The following is an 18,793-nucleotide window of genomic DNA, read 5'->3' as shown; positions in this document are numbered from 1 at the left end:
GTCCAGGAAAGGAATCCCATGTCCGACCCCACCTCTGCACACGCCCCGCACTATGACCTGCTGATCGCCGGCGGCACCGTGATCGATGGCAGCAAGGCACCCCGCTTCAGCGCCGATATCGGCGTGCGCGACGGCTGCATCGCTGCGATCGGCGACCTCGCCGGGCACACGGCCGACCGCGTGCTGGATGCAACGGACCTGATCGTCGCCCCAGGCTTCATCGACGCGCACACGCATGATGACCAGGCGGTGCTGTCGCAACCCACCATGCCGTTCAAAGTCTCGCAGGGCGTCACCACCGTGATCGCCGGCAACTGCGGCATCAGCGCCGCGCCGCTGCGCGCCGACATGGATCTGCCGATGCCGCTGAGCCTGATCGACACACCGGCGCAAGGCCGCTTCACCACCTTCGCCGCCTACCTCGACGCGCTGCGTACCATGCCGAGCTCGGTCAATGTAGCCGCCATGGTCGGGCATTCGACCTTGCGCGCGGTCACCATGGCGGCGCTGGACCGGCCAGCCGATGCCAAGGAGATCGCCGCCATGCAGGCGCTGGTCGAGGAGGCCATGCAGGCCGGCGCGATCGGCCTGTCGACCGGCACCTTCTACCCGCCCGCCGCCATGGCGACGACCGAGGAGATCATCGAAGTCTGCCGGCCGCTCAGTGTGCGCAAGGCGCTCTACGTCACCCATATGCGCGACGAGTCCGACCACGTCATGGCCTCGCTCGACGAGACCTTCCGCATCGGCCGAGAGCTCGACGTGCCGGTGGTGGTGTCGCACCACAAGGTGCAGAGGCAGGCCAATTTTGGCAAGAGCCAGGTAACCCTGCCCTTTATCCGCGAGGCCATGAAGCACCAGTGCGTGTCGCTCGACTGCTACCCGTACACGGCCGGCTCCACCATGATCCGCACTGACCGCGGCATGCTCGACGGCCGGGTGCTGATCGCCGCCAGCGAACCGCACCCCGAATGCGCGGGCCGCGATCTCGACGACATCGCCAGGGAATGGGGCGTGCCCAAGGACGAAGCCGCGCGCCGCCTGCAGCCGGGCACCGCGATCTACTTCCAGATGGACGAGGACGATGTCCAGCGCATCCTTGCCTTCGACGAAACCATGATCGGCTCCGACGGCATCCCCGTCGGCGCCAGCCCGCATCCGCGCCTGTGGGGCACCTTCCCGCGCGTACTGGGGCACTACTGCCGCGAGGTCGGCCTGTTCCCGCTGGAGACGGCGGTCTGGAAAATGACCGGACTGACGGCGCGCAACTTCGGCCTGCACCGGCGCGGCACGCTTACCGTGGGCAACCATGCCGACATCGTCGTTTTCGATGCGGCCAACGTGCGCGATGCCGCCAGTTACGAAACCCCCACCCGGCCAGCCGAAGGCATCGACACCGTGATCGTCAACGGCACCATTACCTGGCAGCACGGCGCGCACAGCGGGGCCCGCGACGGGCAGGTCATCACGCGGCCAGCAGGTCCCGAGGCGGGAAATGCGGCGCCTGCCTGAGGCCCGCAGCAAGGGGCCGCCAGAAGCGAAGCCGCCGGCGGCTCAGAACTTGGGAATGCGCAGCGTCTTGCTGACCATCAGCGTGCCCGACAGCGCGAACAGCAGCACCAGCGGATGCAGCACCGCCGGGCCCAGCACCCACGCGCCGCCCGGCAGTTCGCCGCCAAGCTGGCCTTGCCAGGCGCACCATGCCAGCACCGCGGTCAGCAGCACGCTGGTCGGGATCGGCGTGCCTTCGAAGTAGGCGACCTTGCCGCTGTCGCTGCCCTCGGCCAGGGATTCGGCGGTGACGTTGAAGCGCGCCAGCCGGCTGACACCGCAGCAGACAAAGTAGATCAGCACGGCCAGGTCCCAGCCGCCGCGCATGCCGGCGGCAAAGGCCAGCGTGGCCGGCCCGACGCCGAACGAGATCACGTCGGCCAGCGAATCCAGTTCGCGCCCCAGCGCCGAATGCGCATGGCGCCAGCGCGCGATGCGGCCGTCAAGCACGTCGAAAATAAAGGCCAGCGGCGCCAATGCCGCCGCCGTGTAGAAATGCGACAACTGCTGGTCGGCCACGTAGAACATGGCGAAGAACACCGACCCCATGCCGCAGGCCGCATTGCCCAGCGTAAAGACATCGGCCAGCTGCAGCTCGCGCAGCATCGAGAAATGGCGGGGACGTTCCGGCCGGGTGCTCATGGCGTGCGCTTACAGGACCTTGGCCACGTGGTGCACGTCAGGCGGCGCGGCAAAGGTTTCACCGACCAGGGCGCGCCATTGCTGGAACTCGGGCGATTCGCGGAAATGGACCATATGGTCGTCCACCGTCTCCCATTCCACCACTAGCGTGTATTGTTCCGGCTGCTCGATCGAGCGGAACAGCTGCACGCCGTGGCAGCCGCGCGAGCGCAGGAACAGCGGCGTGGCCTGGCTCACGCCCTGCTCCAGTTGCTTGTCCATGCCGGGCTTGATGGTGAGTTGTGCGATTTCCTTGATCATGACGGTTTTACCAATGGAGTAGATGCCGGGGCACCGGCGGGTGTCTGCTACCTTAGCACGATCGCGGGGCCACATGCCTGCTGCAAGCATTCCGTTACACGCGGCGGTTAGCATCGTCCACCCTGCCACTACCTGCCGATAACACCATGCGAATGTCCCTGCGCAAGCGCCACCTCGCCCGGGCCGTCTTGCCCGCCCTCGCCTTGACCTGCCTGGCGGGCGCGCATGCTGCATCGCAACCATGCGGCACGCCGGCGACGTCGATCGCCGAGATCCAGGGTGCCGCGGCGGCGTCGCCGCTCGCGGGCAGCGTGGTGGAGGTAGAGGCAGTCGTCACCGCGGCCTTCAGCGGCGATGGCAGCCTGCGCGGCTTCTTCCTGCAGACCGCGGACGCGCAACGCCTGCACCGGCCCGGCGTGTCGGAAGGCCTGTTTGTTTACGCGCCACGCACCACGGCGCGCGCCGGCGACATGGTGCGCGTGTCCGGAAGGGTCGAAGAGAAATTCGGGCAGACGCAGCTGGTGCTGTCCGGTGCGCTGGCGGTGTGCGCACGCAGCATGGCGGTGACGCCGCAGACGCTGGCCTTGCCGGTCGCGGGCGAATCCGATCTTGCCGCGCGTGAAGGCATGCTGGTGCGCCTGCCCCAGACGCTGACGGTTGCCGATACCCATGAGCTTGGTCGCTATGGCACTCTGGCGCTGAGCGACGGCCGGCCCATCGCGCCGACGCAACAGGCACTGCCGGGAACGGCCGCGCGGCAAGCCGCCGCCGCCAACGCCCGCAACCGGCTGTTGCTTGACGATGGCTCGACGCGGCAGTATCCCGCCGTGGTGCCCTACCCGCCACCGCGCCTGGCCGCGGACCACCCGGTGCGGGCCGGAGACACGGTCAGCGGCGTGCAGGGGGTGCTGGAAAAACGCCACGGGCAGTGGCGCCTGCAGCCGGTGCCCGGAGCGAGCGCGCCGGTATTCCAGGCCACCAACCCGCGCCGCGGTGCCCCGCCGCGGCATCCGGCCACCACGCTGCGCGTGGCCGCCTTCAACCTGCAGAACTACTTCAATGGTGACGGCCAGGGCGGCGGTTTCGATGCCCCCGGCAACCGCGGCGCGCAGGACGCCGCGGCGCTGGCACGCCAGGAAGCCAGGCTGCTCGCCGCGCTGCGGGGACTGGATGCGGACGTGATCGGCGTGATGGAGGTAGAAAACGACGGCTACGGCCAGTACAGCGCGATCCGCCAGCTGGCCACGCGGCTGGGGCCGGACTGGCGCGTGCTCGATCCCGGCACGCCGGCGCTTGGCAGCAATGCCATCGCTGTCGGCCTGCTGTACAACGCCCGCACCGCCGTGCCCGCCGGGCGCACGGCCACCACCTGGCTGGGCGAGCGCAGCCGCCAGCCGCTGGCCGGCACCTTCCGCGCGGCGGCTGGCGGCACGCCGGTCACGGTCGTGGTCAATCATTTCAAGTCCAAGACGTGCACCGAGGCCACCGGCGCGCAAGCCGACCAGGGTGATGGCCAGGGTTGCTGGAATCCCGCGCGCGTGCAGGCAGCCCAGGCGCTGGCCGAATGGCTGGGCACAACGCCGACGGGCGTGGCCGGCGCGGGCGTGCTGGTGATCGGCGACCTGAACAGCTATGCCATGGAAGACCCCGTGCGCGTGCTGGCGCGCCGCGGCTATGCCGACATGGTCGCGGAATTCGCCGGGAAGCCGGCATACAGCTACGTCTACAACGGCCAGGCGGGCTATCTCGATCATGTGCTTGCCGATGCCGCCGCGGCCCGCCATGTCATGGCCGTGCATGCCTGGCATATCAATGCCGACGAGCCTCCGGCCTTCTCCTACGCCCCGGCGCCGGGTGCGCCTGCGGTGCCGGGCCACTACGCGCCCGGCCCCTACCGTTCATCGGATCACGACCCCCTGGTGGTCGACTTCGCCAGCAGCCCCCGCGCCAGGTAAAGCACCACCAGCAGGTTGGCTGCCGCCAGCGTGCCATGCAGCCAGCTGGGGTGGACCAGGGCCTCGTACAGTTCCAGCGGAATGTAGATGCCGCCGGACCACACCCCGATCCAGTTGCCCCATGCAAGCCCGCGCCAGAGCCCGTACGCTTCGGCAAAGCGCATCAGCGTATAGACCACGGCAGAGCCGCCGATTGCCCACAGGCGGGCGTTGTCGGGATGCGCAAGCAAGGACAGGAAGATGGTGGGATAGCGGCTGGCCGGATTGACATGCAGGCGCTGGATGATGGCTTCCGCGAGCGCCTGGGCGTCGCGGTGCAGCAGTGCGGCCAGGCCCAGGCCGGCCACGATCACCAGCAAGCCCTTGGCGGCCTCGAACAATGCGATACCTCTCAGCCCCATTGCGCCCTGCTTTGCCATGCGGTGTCCCCGGTCGATGCAAGAATTGCAAAGCCGGTATTGTGCAACACCGGCAGGCAATGCCGGCATTGCGTGGCGCCGGTGCGCGCTGTCAGCGCCCGTATTCGCGCTCGCGCATGGGCCCGTCGGCATCGATGCCGCCGCTGGCGGCAATGGGGCCGTCCACGGTCAGCGGGCCGGCCACGCTCAGGTCGCCCCTGACCACCATGTCGCCATGCACCGTCACCGGGCCGTTGAAGACCTTGAGATAGCCGCCGCCGTACGGCAGCCCCCGTGCGGTGGCTGGCCCGGTGAAATACGCGGCGGTGAGCGGGCCGCTGGCATAGACGTGGCCGGCGACAACCAGCTTGCCGTGCACCGTCAGCGGCCCCTGCACCTGCGCCGAACCGCCGATGGTGATCGGGCCGGATTCATGCGGCTGGGCACGCAGCGGGCCGGCCACGGCCAGCAGTGACAGCGCCCCGGCCGCCGCCAGCCGCCACCACGGCCAACGAACATCAAGGCGGAGCATTCGGTACGACATGACGTAGCCTCCGGCCGCACCGCGCCTAGCGCTGCAGCTTCTGGTAAGTGCCGATCAACTCTGCGGTGGCCAGGATATGGCCCCGCATCGCCCGCTCCAGCGCCTCCTTGTCAGGCATCCCCAGGTCCGGCAACGCCACGTCCAGCGCATACAGCTTGAAGAAGTAGCGGTGCCGGCCGATCGGCGGACACGGGCCGCCATAACCAGCGCGGTGCCAGTCGTTCAGCCCGTCGCGCGTGCCCGCGGGCAGCCCGGCCTTGCCGATATCCGCCGGCAGCGCCTCGGCATGGGACGGCAGGTTATAGAGCAGCCAGTGGACCCAGGTCATTTTCGGCGCGGCGGGGTCGGGTGCGTCGGGGTCGTCGACGATCAGCGCCAGGCTGGCCGTGCCGGGCGGCAGGCCGGTCCAGGCAAGCGGCGGGGAAATATCGGCGCCTTCGCAGGTGTGCTCTGCGGGAATCTCGCCACCCGGGGCGAATGCGGTCGATTGCAGCTGGAACGGCATACGGGCCTCGCTGGACGCACTGAGGGATGGCTCCAACTTAGGCCGGATCGGTGTCCCACGCAAGGCGTCGCCGCGCGCTATGGCGGCTGCGTCTCCAGCAGCGCCTTGAGCCGGCGCACGGCTTCGGTGGACTCGGCCTGGACGCGCTCGCGCAGCGTCAGGCGGTTGATCAGGGCAAAGAGCAGCGTAGGCGACCGGTAGCGGAATTCCCGCTCAATGCGCGTGCGTTCGGCCGACGGGGTCAGCGACGGCGTCATGGCGGGCGTAAGCCGGTAGGTGATGGTGCCGACCCTGCGCCCTTCGGCCACGCCTTCGATCGACCATGTGCGCGGCCGCTGGCTTTCGATGACGGTCCAGACCACCGCGCCACCGCGCTGCGCCACCATGAAGGTCTCGGTCACGCGCTCGCCCTGCCCCAGCGGATGGTCGGTCGCTCCCGCCACGCCGAGCGAGGCCGGATGCCACTTGGGCCAGTGCAGCGGCGTGGACACGTAGTCGAACACCTGCGCTGGCGGGCGCGCAATCACCACCTCGTCATGGATGGCGGTGCGGTCGGACCATGGCAGCGGCGCCAGCAGCATGCCTACGGTGATCGCGGCGAAGATCAGTCCCCAGAACGGTTTCCTGTGTCGAACAAGCATGGCGGCGGGACAGGATGCATCCGGGGCGCCCCCGTGCATCCTGTACGCATGGCGCGATGCTTCCAGTGTAGTGACTGGGAAGCATCGCGCCAGTCCCGCGCTGCTTAGCGGGCCTGGGATGCCGGCGCGCCCTCGGCCGCCGGCGCCGGCACGGCCGCCACCGTCTCCGGCAGCGGGCCCCAGCCGCCGCCCAGCCGGCGGATCAGCGACACCGTTGCCGCAGCGCGCAGGCCGGCCACCTGGTTGGCCTCGCGCTGCGACTGCAGCACGGTACGGTCGGCATCGATCACCGTCAGGTAATCGACCGCGCCGGCATCGTAGCGGCTACGCGAGATCCGCGCCGCGCGCCGGGCGCCGCCAAGTGCGCCGTCCAGCGCGCCGGCCTGCTGGCTGAGCCAGCGCACGTCCGCCAGGCTGTCTTCCACCTCGCGGAACGCCACCAGCACGGTCTGCCGGTAGCCGGCCACGGATTCCTCGTGCGCGGCACGGGCACCGGCGAGGTTGGCGCTGTTGCGGCCGCCATCGAACACGGTCTGTGCGATGGTGGAGCCGATCAGCGGCCCCAGCGCCCAGGTGCGCGACGACCACTTGAACAGGTTCGACAGGTCCGCCGATTCAAAGCCGAACAGCCCCGTCAGCGTGATGCGCGGGAAGAACGCCGCCTTGGCCACGCCGATGCGCGCGTTGGCCGCGGCCATCTGGCGTTCCGCCGCGGCGATGTCGGGGCGGCGCTCCAGCAGCTCGGACGGCAACCCGGCGGGAATCGCGATCGGCGCCGCGTCGAACGGGCGCGCCGGCAGCGAGAATGCCGCCGGCGGCACGCCGGTCAGCACCGCCAGCGCATGCTCCTGGTTGGCACGGCGGCGTTCGATGCCGGCCAGGTCCGCGCGCGCGGTGCCGAGTTCAGCTTCGGCACGGGCGGGATCCAGGTCGGTGGTCTCGCCGGCGTCATAGCGCTTCTTCAGCAATGACAGCGCATCCTCGCGCAGTTTGATGGTGGCATTGAGCAGGTCGCGCTCGCTGTCCAGCGTGCGCAGCGCGAAGTACGCCTGCGCCACGTCGGCCTGCAGCGCCAGCTGCACCGAGCGGTACAGGTCCTCCGCGGCCTCGCCTTCAGCCCGGGCGGCGTTGACGCTGGACGCGACGCGGCCGAACAGGTCGAGCTCATAGCTGGCGAACGCGCGCGCCTTCAGCACCGTCTGCGGCGGCACCCGCGTGCCGTCAGGCAAGCCTTGCGAGGCCGCCGACGGCTGCGCGCGTGTCGGGTCCAGCCCCACGCTCAGTTGCGGGTACAGGTCCGCCTCAGTGGCACCCGTGAAGGCCCGCGCCTGCTTCAGGCGGGCAGCGGCAATCGCCAGATCCTGGTTGGAGCTGCCAGCCGCGTCGATCAGGCGGTCCAGTTCGGCATCGCCAAAGATCTTCCACCAGTCGCCGCGATGCTGGCCTTCGGCCGGCGTCGCGGTCTTCCATTGCGCGCCTTCGGCCTGGGCGGCCTCGGCCTCCTTGAAGGCCGGCACGGTGGCCGTTTCGGGCACCTTGTAGGTCGGGGCCAGCGAGCAGCCCGCAAGGATCAGCGCTGCCGCCAGGGTCGCCAGCTTAGGCAGCCAATTTGTTGTCGAAAATGCAGGGGCATTCATGTTGATCACCATTATTCAGCCGATGCCGTCAGTTGCGCGCCCTGCTCTTGCGTGGCCGCGCGGCGCTGGCCGCGCGTAGCCAGCAGGCGCAGCGCCACATAGAACACCGGCGTCAGGAACAGCCCGAAGAAGGTCACGCCGAGCATGCCCGCGAACACTGCCACGCCCATGGCATGGCGCATCTCGGAGCCGGCGCCGGTGGAGATCACCAGCGGCACCACGCCCATGATGAAAGCGAACGAGGTCATCAGGATCGGGCGCAGGCGCAGGCGGCTGGCTTCGATCGCGGCCTGCACCACGGTGCGGCCGTGATGCTCCAGTTCGCGCGCAAACTCCACGATCAGGATCGCGTTCTTCGCTGACAAGCCCACCAGCACGATGAAGCCGATCTGCGTGAAGATGTTGTTGTCGCCCTGCGTCAGCCACACCCCGGTCATCGCCGCCAGCAGGCTCATCGGCACGATCAGGATCACCGCCAGCGGCAGCGTCAGGCTTTCGTACTGGGCAGCCAGCACCAGGAACACCAGCAGCACGCACAGCGGGAAGATCCACACCCCCGCATTGCCGGCCAGGATGTCCTGGTAGGTCAGCTCGGTCCATTCGAACTTCATGCCCTTGGGCAGGGTCTCGGCGGCAATGCGCTCGGCCGCGGCCTGGGCCTGGCCCGACGAGAACCCGGGCGCGGGCCCGCCGTTCATGTCGGCGGCGGTAAAGCCGTTGTAGCGCACCACGCTGTCCGGACCAAAGCCCTGCTTGACCTGCACCAGCGACGACAGCGGCACCATGTCGCCGGCGGCGTTGCGCGTCTTCAGCTGCAGGATGTCCTCGGCATGGGCGCGGAACGGCGCGTCTGCCTGCACCTTGACCTGGTAGGTCCGGCCGAACTTGTTGAAGTCGTTGACATAGGCCGAGCCGAGGTAGGTCTGCAGCGTGTCGAACACCTCGGTCACCGGCACGCCCAGCTGCTTGGCCTTGACGCGGTCCAGCTTGACGTCGAGCTGCGGCACGTTGACCTGGTAGTTGCTGAAGATGCCAGTCAGCTCGGGCGTGGCGCGCGCCTTGTTGGCAAACGCGTTGGTGGCCTCGAACAGCGCGTCATAGCCCAGCGCCGCACGATCCTCGATCATCAGCTTGAAACCGCCGATGGTGCCCAGGCCCTGCACAGGCGGCGGCGGGAACACCGCGATAAAGGCATCCTGAACGGCCGCGTACTTCTGGTTCAGGTCGGCCGCGATCGCCGCGCCGGACAGCTCCTTGGTCTTGCGCTCCTCGAACGGCTTGAGCGTGGCGAAGACGATGCCGGCGCTGGGGCTGTTGGTGAAGCCGTTGATCGACAGGCCCGGGAAGGCCACCGCCGATTCCACGCCCGGATGCTTGAGCGCGATATCGCTCATCTTGCGGATCACGTCCTCGGTGCGGTCCAGCGTGGCGCCGTCCGGCAGCTTGGCAAAGCCCACCAGGTACTGCTTGTCCTGCGCCGGCACAAAGCCCTTGGGCACCAGCTGGAACACGCCCCAGGTCAGCGCCAGCATCACCGCGTAGACCCCGAATACCGAGCCCTTGCGGCGGATCACGCCCTTCACCCCACGGCCATAGCTTTCAGCGCTGCGGCCGAAGAAGCGGTTGAAGCGCTTGAAGAAACCGCCGAACACGCGGTCCATCCAGCGCGACAACCAGTCCTTGGGCGCGTCATGGCTCCTGAGCAGCAGTGCCGACAGCGCCGGCGACAGCGTCAGCGAGTTGAACGCCGAGATGATGGTCGAGATCGAGATGGTCAGCGCGAACTGCTTGTAGAACTGGCCGGTCAGGCCCGTCATGAAGGCCAGCGGCACGAACACGGCGATCAGCGTCAGCGCGATGGCGATGATGGGGCCGCTGACTTCGCGCATGGCCTTGTAGGTGGCCTCCTTCGGCGTCAGCCCCTCTTCGATATTGCGCTCGACGTTTTCCACCACCACGATCGCATCATCGACCACGATACCGATGGCCAGCACCAGCCCGAACAGCGACAGCGCGTTGATCGAGAAGCCGAACGCATGCATCAGCCCGAAGGTACCGACGATCGACACCGGCACCGCCAGCAGCGGGATGATCGACGCGCGCCAGGTCTGCAGGAACAGGATCACCACCAGCACCACCAGCGCGATGGCCTCGAACAGCGTATGCGTCACCGCCTCGATGGAGTGGCGCACGAACTGCGTGGGGTCATAGACGATGCTGTAGTCGATGCCGTCCGGGAAGTTCTGCTTGAGCTCTTCCATGGTCTTGCGCACGTCATCCGAGATCTGGATGGCGTTGGAGCCCGGCGCCTGGAAGATGGGAATGGCCACGGCCGGCTTGTTGTCCAGCAGCGAGCGCAGTGCGTACTCAGACGCGCCCAGCTCGATGCGGGCAACGTCCTTCAGGTACGTGACGGCACCGTCTGCGGAAGTGCGCACGACGATATCGGCGAACTCCTCCACCGTGCTCAGGCGGCCCTGCGCATTGACCGACAGCTGCAGGTCCGCGCCCGGCAGCGCCGGCGACTGGCCGATCACGCCGGCCGCCACCTGCACGTTCTGCTCGCGGATGGCCCTGACCACGTCGCTGGTGGCGAGCTGGCGCTCGGCCATCTTCTCCGGATTGAGCCAGACGCGCATGGCGTAGTCGCCCGAGCCGAACAGCTGCACCTGGCCCACGCCCTGCAGGCGCGCCAGCCGGTCCTTGACGTTGATCACCGCGTAGTTGCGCAGGTAGGTCATGTCATAGCGGTCGTTGGGCGAGACCAGGTGGACCACCATGGTCAGGTCCGGCGAGCTCTTGACCGTGGTGATGCCCAGCCGGCGCACGTCTTCCGGCAGGCGCGGCTCGGCCTGCGAGACGCGGTTCTGCACCAGCTGCTGGGCCTTGTCCGGGTCGGTGCCCAGCTTGAAGGTCACGGTCAGCGTGAGCAGGCCGTCGCTGTTGGACTGCGAAGACATGTACAGCATGTCTTCGACGCCGTTGATCTGCTCTTCCAGCGGCGAAGCCACGGTCTCGGCAATCACCTTGGGGTTGGCGCCCGGAAACTGCGCGCGCACCACCACCGACGGCGGCACCACTTCCGGGTACTCCGAGATCGGTAGCTTGAACATCGATATGGCGCCAATCAGGAAGATCAGCACCGACAGCACCCCCGCGAAGATGGGGCGGTCGATAAAAAATTTAGAGAGATTCATCTTGGTCTCTGCAAAAACGCTCCCCTGGCGGCCCGCCATGGCGGGCACCATCAACTGCTTTGGGAGCGAAAAAAACTAGGGGCGCTGGGTGTGCGGGTTCACGTGGTTACCATAAGCGACGGAATCAAACATCGCTCAGGCCGGCTCCCTCTCCCCTCAGCGGGAGAGGGGAGCAAACCATCGGCTCGCATGACTCAGCTCACCGGCTTCACGTCGGCTTCGCCCTTCTCGCTCGCAGCCTGCTTGCGGTCAGGCGTAGTGCCGCGTGGTTCCAGTTCGCTGCGGAAGGCCATCGCCACCGGCTTGGGCTGGACCGTGTCGCCCGGCCGCACGCGCTGCAGGCCATTGACGACGATGGTCTCGCCCGGCTTCAGGCCCTTGCGCACCACGCGCAGGCCGTCATGGTTAGGCCCCAGTTCCACTTCGCGGTAGACCAGCTTGTTGGTCTTGTCGACCACCAGCACGAACTTCTTGCCCTGGTCGGTGCCGATGGCGCGGTCATTGACCAGCACCGCCGCATGCGGCGCGCCGCCGCCCAGCTTGACCTTGGCGTACAGTCCCGGCAGCAGGCGCCCGTCTTCGTTCTGGAACACCGCGCGCACGCGGATGGTGCCGCTGCGCGGGTCCAGGCGGTTGTCGACCGACTGGATCTTGCCCTCATGCGGATTGCCGTCCTCGTTGGCCAGGCCCAGGTAGACCGGCAGGTTGGGCTGGCCACCGCCGGCACCCGGCGCGGTGTAGCGCAGGTAGCTCTGCTCGTCGATCTCGAAACTGGCATAGATCGGCGACACCGACACCACCGTGGTCAGGGCCGGCGAGCCCGTGCCCGCAGCCACCAGGTTGCCGACGGTGATCTCGGCGCGCGACACGCGCCCGGCGACCGGCGCGGTGATGCGGGTGTAGGCCAGGTTCAGGCGTGCGGTTTCCAGCTGCGCCTGGGCAGCCCGCACGTTGGCACTGGTTTCGCGGGCCGCGTTGATGCGCTCGTCGAACTCGCGCTTCGAGATCGCGTTGTCGTCCAGCAGCCGCTGGGCGCGCGTCTGTTCGCTCTGCGCATGGGCGGCGCGCACCTGCGCCGCGCCCAGCGCGGCGTCGGCACGGGCGACTTCCGCGGCATAAGGACGCGGGTCAATCGTGAAGAGCGGGTCGCCCTTCTTCACCAGCGCGCCCTCGCGGAAGTGCACGGCGTCAATGGTGCCGCCGACGCGCGGGCGGATCTCGACGCGCTCCACGGCCTCGACCCGTCCGGAGAACTCATCCCACTCGGTGATGGTCTGGCCGACCACGGCGGCCACTTCAATCGCCGGCGCGGGCGGCGGGGTGTTGGCATGGGCTTCGCCTCCATGCCACGGGCGCAAGATCGAGCCGGCCACGCCGGCGCCCAGCACCACGACGATGGCGAGGGCAATCAAAGTACGTCGTTTCTGCTGCTGCATTTCTCAAACTCCTGGATCGGGTTTTCTTCAACCGGAAAAGCAAATGGCCGAACGCCGCCTGCCGGTCCGCGTGGGCGGACCGGAACCATGGCCAAACTGATGGTCGGACTTAGGACCGCTTGCGTGTCGCGGCGGTCCTGGCTCTGGCCGAAACAGAGCCGGCTGGCGGTTGTCTGGAGCGGCTCAGCCGGCGGGCTTGGCTCCAGGCCGGCTGGCGTTGGCGTCAGCGCGGCGTTCAGTCAGGGATGAGGTATCGTCGGCCGCGGCCAGACATCGCCGCAGGAACCGCGCACCTTCGTCGACCCATGCCTGACAGCTGTCATGGGCCTCTTCCACGCCGTCGCCGCAGGCGCCGGGCATGATCATGGCCTGGGCCGGCACACCGGCCTTGGCCAGGCGCCCGGCGAAGGCTTCGCCTTCGGCACGCAGCGCGTCGTATTCAGCCACCTGGACCAGCGTGGGCGGCAGCCCGGCCAGGCGCGAGGCCAGCGCCGGGGCGGCATACGGATGCACCGTATCCGCCGGCGTCGGCAGGTAATCGCGATAGTTGTCGGCCAGGCGCCGCAGGGTGTCCATCGGCACCTGCCCGCCGTCGAACCCCGCGCAGGACGCATGCTGCAGGCACGGGTCCGTCACCGGGCGGATCAGCCATTGCCCGCGCGGTTGCGCGGTGCCGCGGTCGCGCAGCATCTGCGCCAGCGCGATCGCCAGGTTGCCCCCGGCCTCCTCGCCCACCAGCGCAAAGCGGATCTTGTCCAGCTTCAGCCGCCGGGCATTGCGCAGCACCCACTGCACCGTGCTGTGCGCGTCCTCCGGCGCCGCCGGGAACGGATGGTCCGGCGCCAGCGAATACGCCGGCGTTACCACCACCGCCGGCACCGTGGTGGCCAGGTCCTGCACCAGATGGCATGCGTGTTCCAGGCCGCCTTCGACGAAGCCGCCGGCATGCAGGTACACCAGCCAGGGCAGCAGCGCGGCGCCCTCGGCGCCCGGCGCCGGATAGCCCGCCGGGTAGCACACCCGAACCAGGATCTCGCGCCCGTCACTGGTCACCGTATGCTCGGCCACGCGCACCTGCCCCTGCCCGGCTGCCGTGGGGGCAGAGGCGGCGCTGGCTGCATCAGGGCGTTGGCCTGGCTTCTCGGACATGGCGTTGGCGCACGGCGGAAACAATGCGCTTGAGTGTTGCGATGCAACGGATTATGGTGATTGACGAGGATGGGATAAAGCGAGAGATCGCCAATGCACTGTTCCGGGATTGGAATAATCGCAAACCGCCCCGTCATGCCACTGAAACCGCATATCCCCACGCATGACAAGGTCTTGGATTTTGTGATTCACTGCGGCTCTCGGCACGCGCGGCGGTCTGCCAGGCCGGTGCGCGCCCGATCAGAAATCCATGCCGGAACCCGCGCCCAGCCAGCGCGCAGTCCCTGTACCAGCCAGCCGGCAGACTCCCCACAACAACAACCAGCATGGCCACGTGCGTCACGAGCGCGCGCGGCACGCCGTTCGGATCTATCGTCGGAACCTCATCATGGACCGTCTCGTATCAATGCAGGCATTCACCCGGGTCGTGGACGTCGGCAGCTTTGCGCGCGCCGCGGAATCGATGGACTTGCCCAAGGCCACGCTGACCCGCCTGATCCAGAACCTGGAAACCCACCTGGGCGTCAAGCTGCTGCACCGGACCACGCGCCGCATCAGCGTGACCAACGACGGCGCGGCCTATTACGAACGGTGCGTGCGCATCCTGGCCGATGTCGAGGAAGCCGAGCAGTCGCTGACGCGGCAGAACAACTCGCCACGCGGCACGCTGTCGGTGGACACCACCGCGGGGCTGGCGCAGCTGGTGCTGGTGCCCCACCTGCACGAATTCTTCCAGGCCTACCCGGACCTGAAGCTGGACCTGACCATCAACGGCAAGCCGATCGACCTGCTGCAGGAAGGCGTGGACGTGGTGCTGCGCGTGGGCACGCCGGTCGAGGAATCCATGGTGGCCCGCCGCATCGGCCATGTACAACTGGCGTTCTACGCCTCGCCGATCTACCTGAACCGCTTCGGCACCCCGCACGACCTGGCCGAACTGGCCCAGCACAAGGCGGTCAATTTCCTGTCCAACCGCACCGGCCGTGAGATGCCGTGGCCCATGGCGCGCGGCATGGAGCGCAGCGAGGTGCTGCTGCCGTCGGCCATTTCCACCAACGATGCCGATGTCTACATGGGCTGCGCCCTGGAAGGCCACGGCGTGGCACGGGTCTCGCGCGCCATGGCCGAGCCCTATGTGGCCAGCGGCCGGCTGGTGGAGGTCATGACCGACTGGCAGACCGAAGAACTGCCGATCTCGGCGATGTATCCGCAGAACCGGCACCTGTCGGCCAAGGTGCGGGTGTTCGTCAACTGGGCAGCGGACCTGTTCTCGCGCCACCCGCACTTTGGTGCGGCACAGCAGCGGCTGGCAGCCGCAGCCTGATGGCGTGATTGGCTAGTGTCCTGTTCCGTATCTACGGAACAGGACACTAGTGCACTCAGTCTAGTGCGGCATGTAGGACAAAACCGGAAATCGGCCTGGCGCCGGCCAGCCTATACTGTTTCTTCCGAAATCATGACAAGAAGAGGAGTCCGATGAAACAAGTGCTTCCCCCCCTGGCGGCCTGCATCGCCGCGACCATTGCACTGGCCGGCTGCGCCGGCTCCGGCATGAGCTCCTCGTCTGCGGCCAGCGCGTCCGGCACCAGCGCCAGCAGCAGCGCCAGGGCGGCGGCCACGCTCCAGCCCAAGAGCGGCAGCAATACTGGCGGCACCGTGACCTTCCAGCAGCAGCCCGGCGGCGTGATGATGACTGCGGCGATCACCGGCCTGCCGCCCAACTCCGTGCACGGCTTCCACGTCCATGAGAAGGGCGACTGCTCCGCGCCTGACGCGATGAGCGCGGGCGGCCACTTCAACCCGACCGGCAAGCCCCACGGCCAGATGACCATGCCCGACCACCATGCCGGCGACATGAACAACGTCACCGCGGACGCCAGCGGCAACGTTCGCGTCAGCATGCTGCTGCCGGACCTGACCGTTGGCACGGGCGCCAACGGGGTGATCGGCCGCGCGGTGGTGGTACACAAGGATCCGGACGACTACAAGACGCAGCCGACCGGTAATGCGGGCGGGCGGATTGCTTGCGGGGTTGTCGCGGCTTCGTAAGTCGTAGGCTCACTACCGGCGCGTCCAGCGACTGCGGGTGGACTCCCTCTCCCGCAAGCGGGAGAGGGGGAGCAGACCGTCGGCATGGAAATTCTTCCGCGCCTCAATACCCCTTGAAATTCGCATTCACCCGCTGCCGCAGGTAGTCCCCCGCGCTGATCGGCGGATACTTGCCACCCGGCCCTTCGATCATCGCACCTCGGTTGGCCTGGCAGAAGAACGCCATGCTGTAGCGCGGGCCCATGTATTCATCCGGCGCGGGATTGCGCACGCGGTGGAAGTTCGACGGCAGCCGGTCGTCGCTCCAGCGCATCAGCATGTCGCCAATATTGCAGGTGATGACTTCCTCGTCCGGCTCGATCGGGGTCCATGCCTGCGCCTCCATCTCCTTGCCGGGGCAGACCTGCAGCCCGCCCTGGCCGGGGCGCTGGAACAGCAGCGTCAGGCAATCGAAATCCGTATGCGCGCCGGCGCGCCAGAGCTCCAGCTTGTCGCGCAGTTCGGGCGGGATCGCGTAGTAGTGCAGCAGCCGCAGCGTGCTCTGGTAGTCCGGCGCCCGCGGATCGTGCGCCTGCGTGAAGAAGTCGCTGGCAAAGCCGAGCTTGCCGGCGAAGCATGACAGCACCTTCATGCCCACCTCCCAGCATTGCGCCTCGAAGGCAAGCATGGTGGCGCGAAAGCCTTCCAGTTCGTCATCGCCGGGCCACAGCCCGGCCATGTGCGGGCGCGTGATCTGGTAGGACTCCTTCTGGTCCGGGGTGCCGGTCGAGGGGCGCACCTGCGCGCGGCTTTCCCAGCCGGCGTTGTTGGCCTTCTGCAGCGGGTATTGCGCCTTGACGGCGTCAGGCAGCGCGAAGAAGCGCTCGGTCATGGCAAAGGCTTCGCGCACGCTGGTCAGGTCGATGCCGTGGTTGGCGATCTGGAAGAAGCCGACGTCGACCGATGCCTGCCACAGTTCGTCGGCGATCTGCGCCTTGCGCCGCGCGTAGTCGGACAGGTCGATGCGGCGGATCTCGCGCTGGCGGGTTTCCGAACCGAACGCGCCCATGCGCGATTCGCGGTGGAGTTCGGCCAGGGCGTAGGCGGTGTCTGGTTGGCTCATGGTGTTCCTTGTGCAAAGCGGGTCAGGGATTGGCCCCTCGCCGGCACAGGCAGACCACCATGGCAACGCACGCCGGGACAACGCGCTCCTGAGGTCGCCTGTGCCAGCCTGCGCGATGGCGAGAGGCACGGACTTCAAGAGCAATTCCCGGCCATCCGGCGTGCGTCTGCGACGCGCCGCGCGGATGGTGAACGCTTCTACTCTTGCCCGAGGTTATGCAGGTTCCGGGCCAGGGGTTTTTGCACCGGGATCGCAGCGATTGCGCCGGGGCTTGCGCCGTGATGGCGCATGCCGGGCAACGGCTTGGTGCATGGCGCCGCGCAGCGCCCGGCACGGATCCTGCTGAAACCGCAGCGGAGTAGAAGCGTTCAGCGGCACGCCGCCCGGAAATTGCTCCCGATGATGTGCACGGTCCCCGCGCATGCCCTGGCCGCATGCCGGCGCGGCGTGGTGCCGGCGTCCTGGGAGGCCACGCTCTCCTTCCGCACCCGCGCCACCGGCCCGCGCACGCATCGTCCAGTGACATTCGTTCCGGAGAAAGACATGCGTCGCCGTTCCTTCCTGCGCGCCACTGGCGCCACCGCCCTGCTTGCCGCCGCCCCGTTCGCGGTGCCCCATGTCCGCGCGGCGGGCTCGCTGCAGAAGTTCAAGTTCAATCTCGGCTGGAAGGTGGAAGCCTCGGGCGCGGGGTTCCTGCTGGCGCACCAGCGCGGCTACTACAAGGACGCCGGGCTGGACGTCACCATCGATACCGGCAACGGCTCGGCCTCGGCCATCAGCCTGGTCGCGGGCGGCGCCTATGACTGCGCCTCGGCCGACCTCGCGGCGATGATCGAATTCAACACCACCAATCCGTCCGCCGCGCTCAAGGCGGTGGCCATCCAGTATGACCTGAATCCGAACGCGATCCTGGTGCGCAAGGGCAGCGGCATCGTCAGGCCAGCGGACCTGGCCGGCAAGTCCATCCTGGGCCAGCCGTTCAATGCCTCGCGCAAGCTGTTCCCGGTCTTCGCCAGGGCACAGGGTTTCGACCCCGGCGGCGTGAAGTGGGAGAGCGTCACGCCCGATATCGGCGACACGCGCTTCGTCAAGGGCGACTTCGATGCCGCCGCCTACTTCTTCTTCACCGGCCTGGTGAACCTGAAGGCGCGCGGCATGGGGCCAGAGAGGATCACCGTGTTCCGCTTCTCGGACTACGGCATGAAGTCCTACGGCAACGGGCTGGTGGCCAACCGCAAGAGCATGACATCCGATCCGGAGGTGATGAAGGCCTTCGTCAAGGCCTCTACCCGCGGCTGGCTCGACGCCATTGCCAATCCCGCCGCGGGCGGTGCCGCGGTCAAGGCGCGCGAGCCGCTGGCCGACCAGGCGCTGGAGACTGAGCGCCTGCGCCTGATCGTCGACGGCACCATGAAGACGCCCGACACCCGGCGCGACGGCTGGGGCGCGGCCACGCCGGCACGGCTGCAGGCAACGCTGGATGAAACCGTCGGCGCCTTCGGCATCAAGGCGCCGCTGACGGTGGCGGACATCTGGACTGACCAGTTCCTGCCAGCGCCATCGGACCGCCGCCTCAAGGCGTAAGGAGAGCACGCCCGTCTCTATATCGTCCCTGGCCTGAGCGATGCGCCGGAGCCCCGTGGCGCGCCACCACTTCCCGCTCCCGGTGCGTAATTAAGCCCGCGGC

Annotated in this window: 16 protein-coding genes; 5 read left to right on the top strand and 11 right to left on the bottom strand. The window is 68.1% G+C overall.

The genetic code is table 11. From position 1 onward, the window contains the following. Positions 1-18: 18 nt before the first annotated feature. Positions 19-1,512 (top strand): N-acyl-D-amino-acid deacylase family protein, encoded by a 1,494-nt coding sequence (locus tag AC3WRI_RS04220; RefSeq protein ID WP_011617024.1) that lies wholly within the window; start codon positions 19-21, stop codon positions 1,510-1,512. A 42-nt stretch (positions 1,513-1,554) separates the two neighbouring features. Here AC3WRI_RS04220 and AC3WRI_RS04215 read toward each other — a convergent pair whose 3' ends face one another. Further along, positions 1,555-2,193, bottom strand: coding sequence for a CDP-alcohol phosphatidyltransferase family protein (locus AC3WRI_RS04215; protein ID WP_011617023.1), 639 nt, complete (start codon positions 2,191-2,193; stop codon positions 1,555-1,557). 9 nt (positions 2,194-2,202) lie between these two features. Continuing rightward, positions 2,203-2,493, bottom strand: coding sequence for an antibiotic biosynthesis monooxygenase family protein (locus AC3WRI_RS04210; protein ID WP_010812465.1), 291 nt, complete (start codon positions 2,491-2,493; stop codon positions 2,203-2,205). A gap of 152 nt (positions 2,494-2,645) precedes the next feature. Here AC3WRI_RS04210 and AC3WRI_RS04205 point away from each other — a divergent pair, with 152 nt between their 5' ends. Beyond that, positions 2,646-4,448, top strand: a complete 1,803-nt coding sequence (locus AC3WRI_RS04205) for an ExeM/NucH family extracellular endonuclease (protein WP_492292656.1) — start codon at positions 2,646-2,648, stop codon at positions 4,446-4,448. Here the strand turns inward: AC3WRI_RS04205 and AC3WRI_RS04200 are convergent. The 8 genes from AC3WRI_RS04200 to AC3WRI_RS04165 form a co-directional block, all read right to left on the bottom strand. Further along, on the bottom strand, positions 4,400-4,867 hold the full coding sequence (locus tag AC3WRI_RS04200; RefSeq protein ID WP_011617021.1) for a DUF2127 domain-containing protein: 468 nt from the start codon (positions 4,865-4,867) through the stop codon (positions 4,400-4,402). The two genes, AC3WRI_RS04205 and AC3WRI_RS04200, sit on opposite strands and share 49 nt — an antisense overlap. Before the next feature lie 91 nt (positions 4,868-4,958). Then, the gene (locus AC3WRI_RS04195) at positions 4,959-5,390 is read right to left on the bottom strand and encodes a hypothetical protein (RefSeq protein ID WP_011617020.1); all 432 of its coding nucleotides are present in this window, start codon (positions 5,388-5,390) and stop codon (positions 4,959-4,961) included. A gap of 25 nt (positions 5,391-5,415) precedes the next feature. After that, positions 5,416-5,895, bottom strand: coding sequence for a YbhB/YbcL family Raf kinase inhibitor-like protein (locus AC3WRI_RS04190; RefSeq protein WP_010812461.1), 480 nt, complete (start codon positions 5,893-5,895; stop codon positions 5,416-5,418). Positions 5,896-5,972: 77 nt separating this feature from the next. After that, the gene (locus tag AC3WRI_RS04185; RefSeq protein WP_010812460.1) at positions 5,973-6,536 is read right to left on the bottom strand and encodes an SRPBCC family protein; all 564 of its coding nucleotides are present in this window, start codon (positions 6,534-6,536) and stop codon (positions 5,973-5,975) included. A 104-nt stretch (positions 6,537-6,640) separates the two neighbouring features. Further along, positions 6,641-8,173: an efflux transporter outer membrane subunit gene (locus AC3WRI_RS04180; RefSeq protein WP_037025558.1), complete on the bottom strand. Its 1,533-nt coding sequence runs from the start codon at positions 8,171-8,173 to the stop codon at positions 6,641-6,643. A gap of 11 nt (positions 8,174-8,184) precedes the next feature. Further along, positions 8,185-11,370 carry an efflux RND transporter permease subunit gene (locus AC3WRI_RS04175; protein ID WP_041688376.1) on the bottom strand — a complete coding sequence of 1,062 codons (3,186 nt, stop codon included), beginning with the start codon at positions 11,368-11,370 and terminating at the stop codon, positions 8,185-8,187. Positions 11,371-11,564: 194 nt separating this feature from the next. Further along, positions 11,565-12,806, bottom strand: a complete 1,242-nt coding sequence (locus tag AC3WRI_RS04170) for an efflux RND transporter periplasmic adaptor subunit (protein ID WP_011617018.1) — start codon at positions 12,804-12,806, stop codon at positions 11,565-11,567. 183 nt (positions 12,807-12,989) lie between these two features. Then, a complete protein-coding gene (locus AC3WRI_RS04165; RefSeq protein WP_011617017.1) occupies positions 12,990-13,955 on the bottom strand; it encodes an alpha/beta hydrolase in 966 nt (321 codons plus the stop codon). A gap of 388 nt (positions 13,956-14,343) precedes the next feature. On the opposite strand from AC3WRI_RS04165, the gene AC3WRI_RS04160 reads away from it, so the two are divergent. Together AC3WRI_RS04160 and AC3WRI_RS04155 are read left to right on the top strand one after the other, a co-directional pair. Beyond that, entirely contained in the window at positions 14,344-15,279 is a 936-nt protein-coding gene (locus tag AC3WRI_RS04160; protein ID WP_011617016.1) for a LysR family transcriptional regulator, read from the top strand. 152 nt (positions 15,280-15,431) lie between these two features. Continuing rightward, a complete protein-coding gene (locus tag AC3WRI_RS04155; RefSeq protein WP_010812454.1) occupies positions 15,432-16,004 on the top strand; it encodes a superoxide dismutase family protein in 573 nt (190 codons plus the stop codon). A 103-nt stretch (positions 16,005-16,107) separates the two neighbouring features. Here the strand turns inward: AC3WRI_RS04155 and AC3WRI_RS04150 are convergent, their stop codons facing one another. Further along, positions 16,108-17,106 (bottom strand): isopenicillin N synthase family dioxygenase, encoded by a 999-nt coding sequence (locus AC3WRI_RS04150; RefSeq protein ID WP_011617015.1) that lies wholly within the window; start codon positions 17,104-17,106, stop codon positions 16,108-16,110. Between the two features lie 543 nt (positions 17,107-17,649). On the opposite strand from AC3WRI_RS04150, the gene AC3WRI_RS04145 reads away from it, so the two are divergent. Beyond that, on the top strand, positions 17,650-18,690 hold the full coding sequence (locus tag AC3WRI_RS04145) for an ABC transporter substrate-binding protein (RefSeq protein WP_041688374.1): 1,041 nt from the start codon (positions 17,650-17,652) through the stop codon (positions 18,688-18,690). Positions 18,691-18,793: the final 103 nt, after the last annotated feature.

It is taken from the genome of Cupriavidus sp. FW305-27, assembly GCF_058787995.1.
This window is presented reverse-complemented; position numbering and strand designations above follow the sequence as displayed.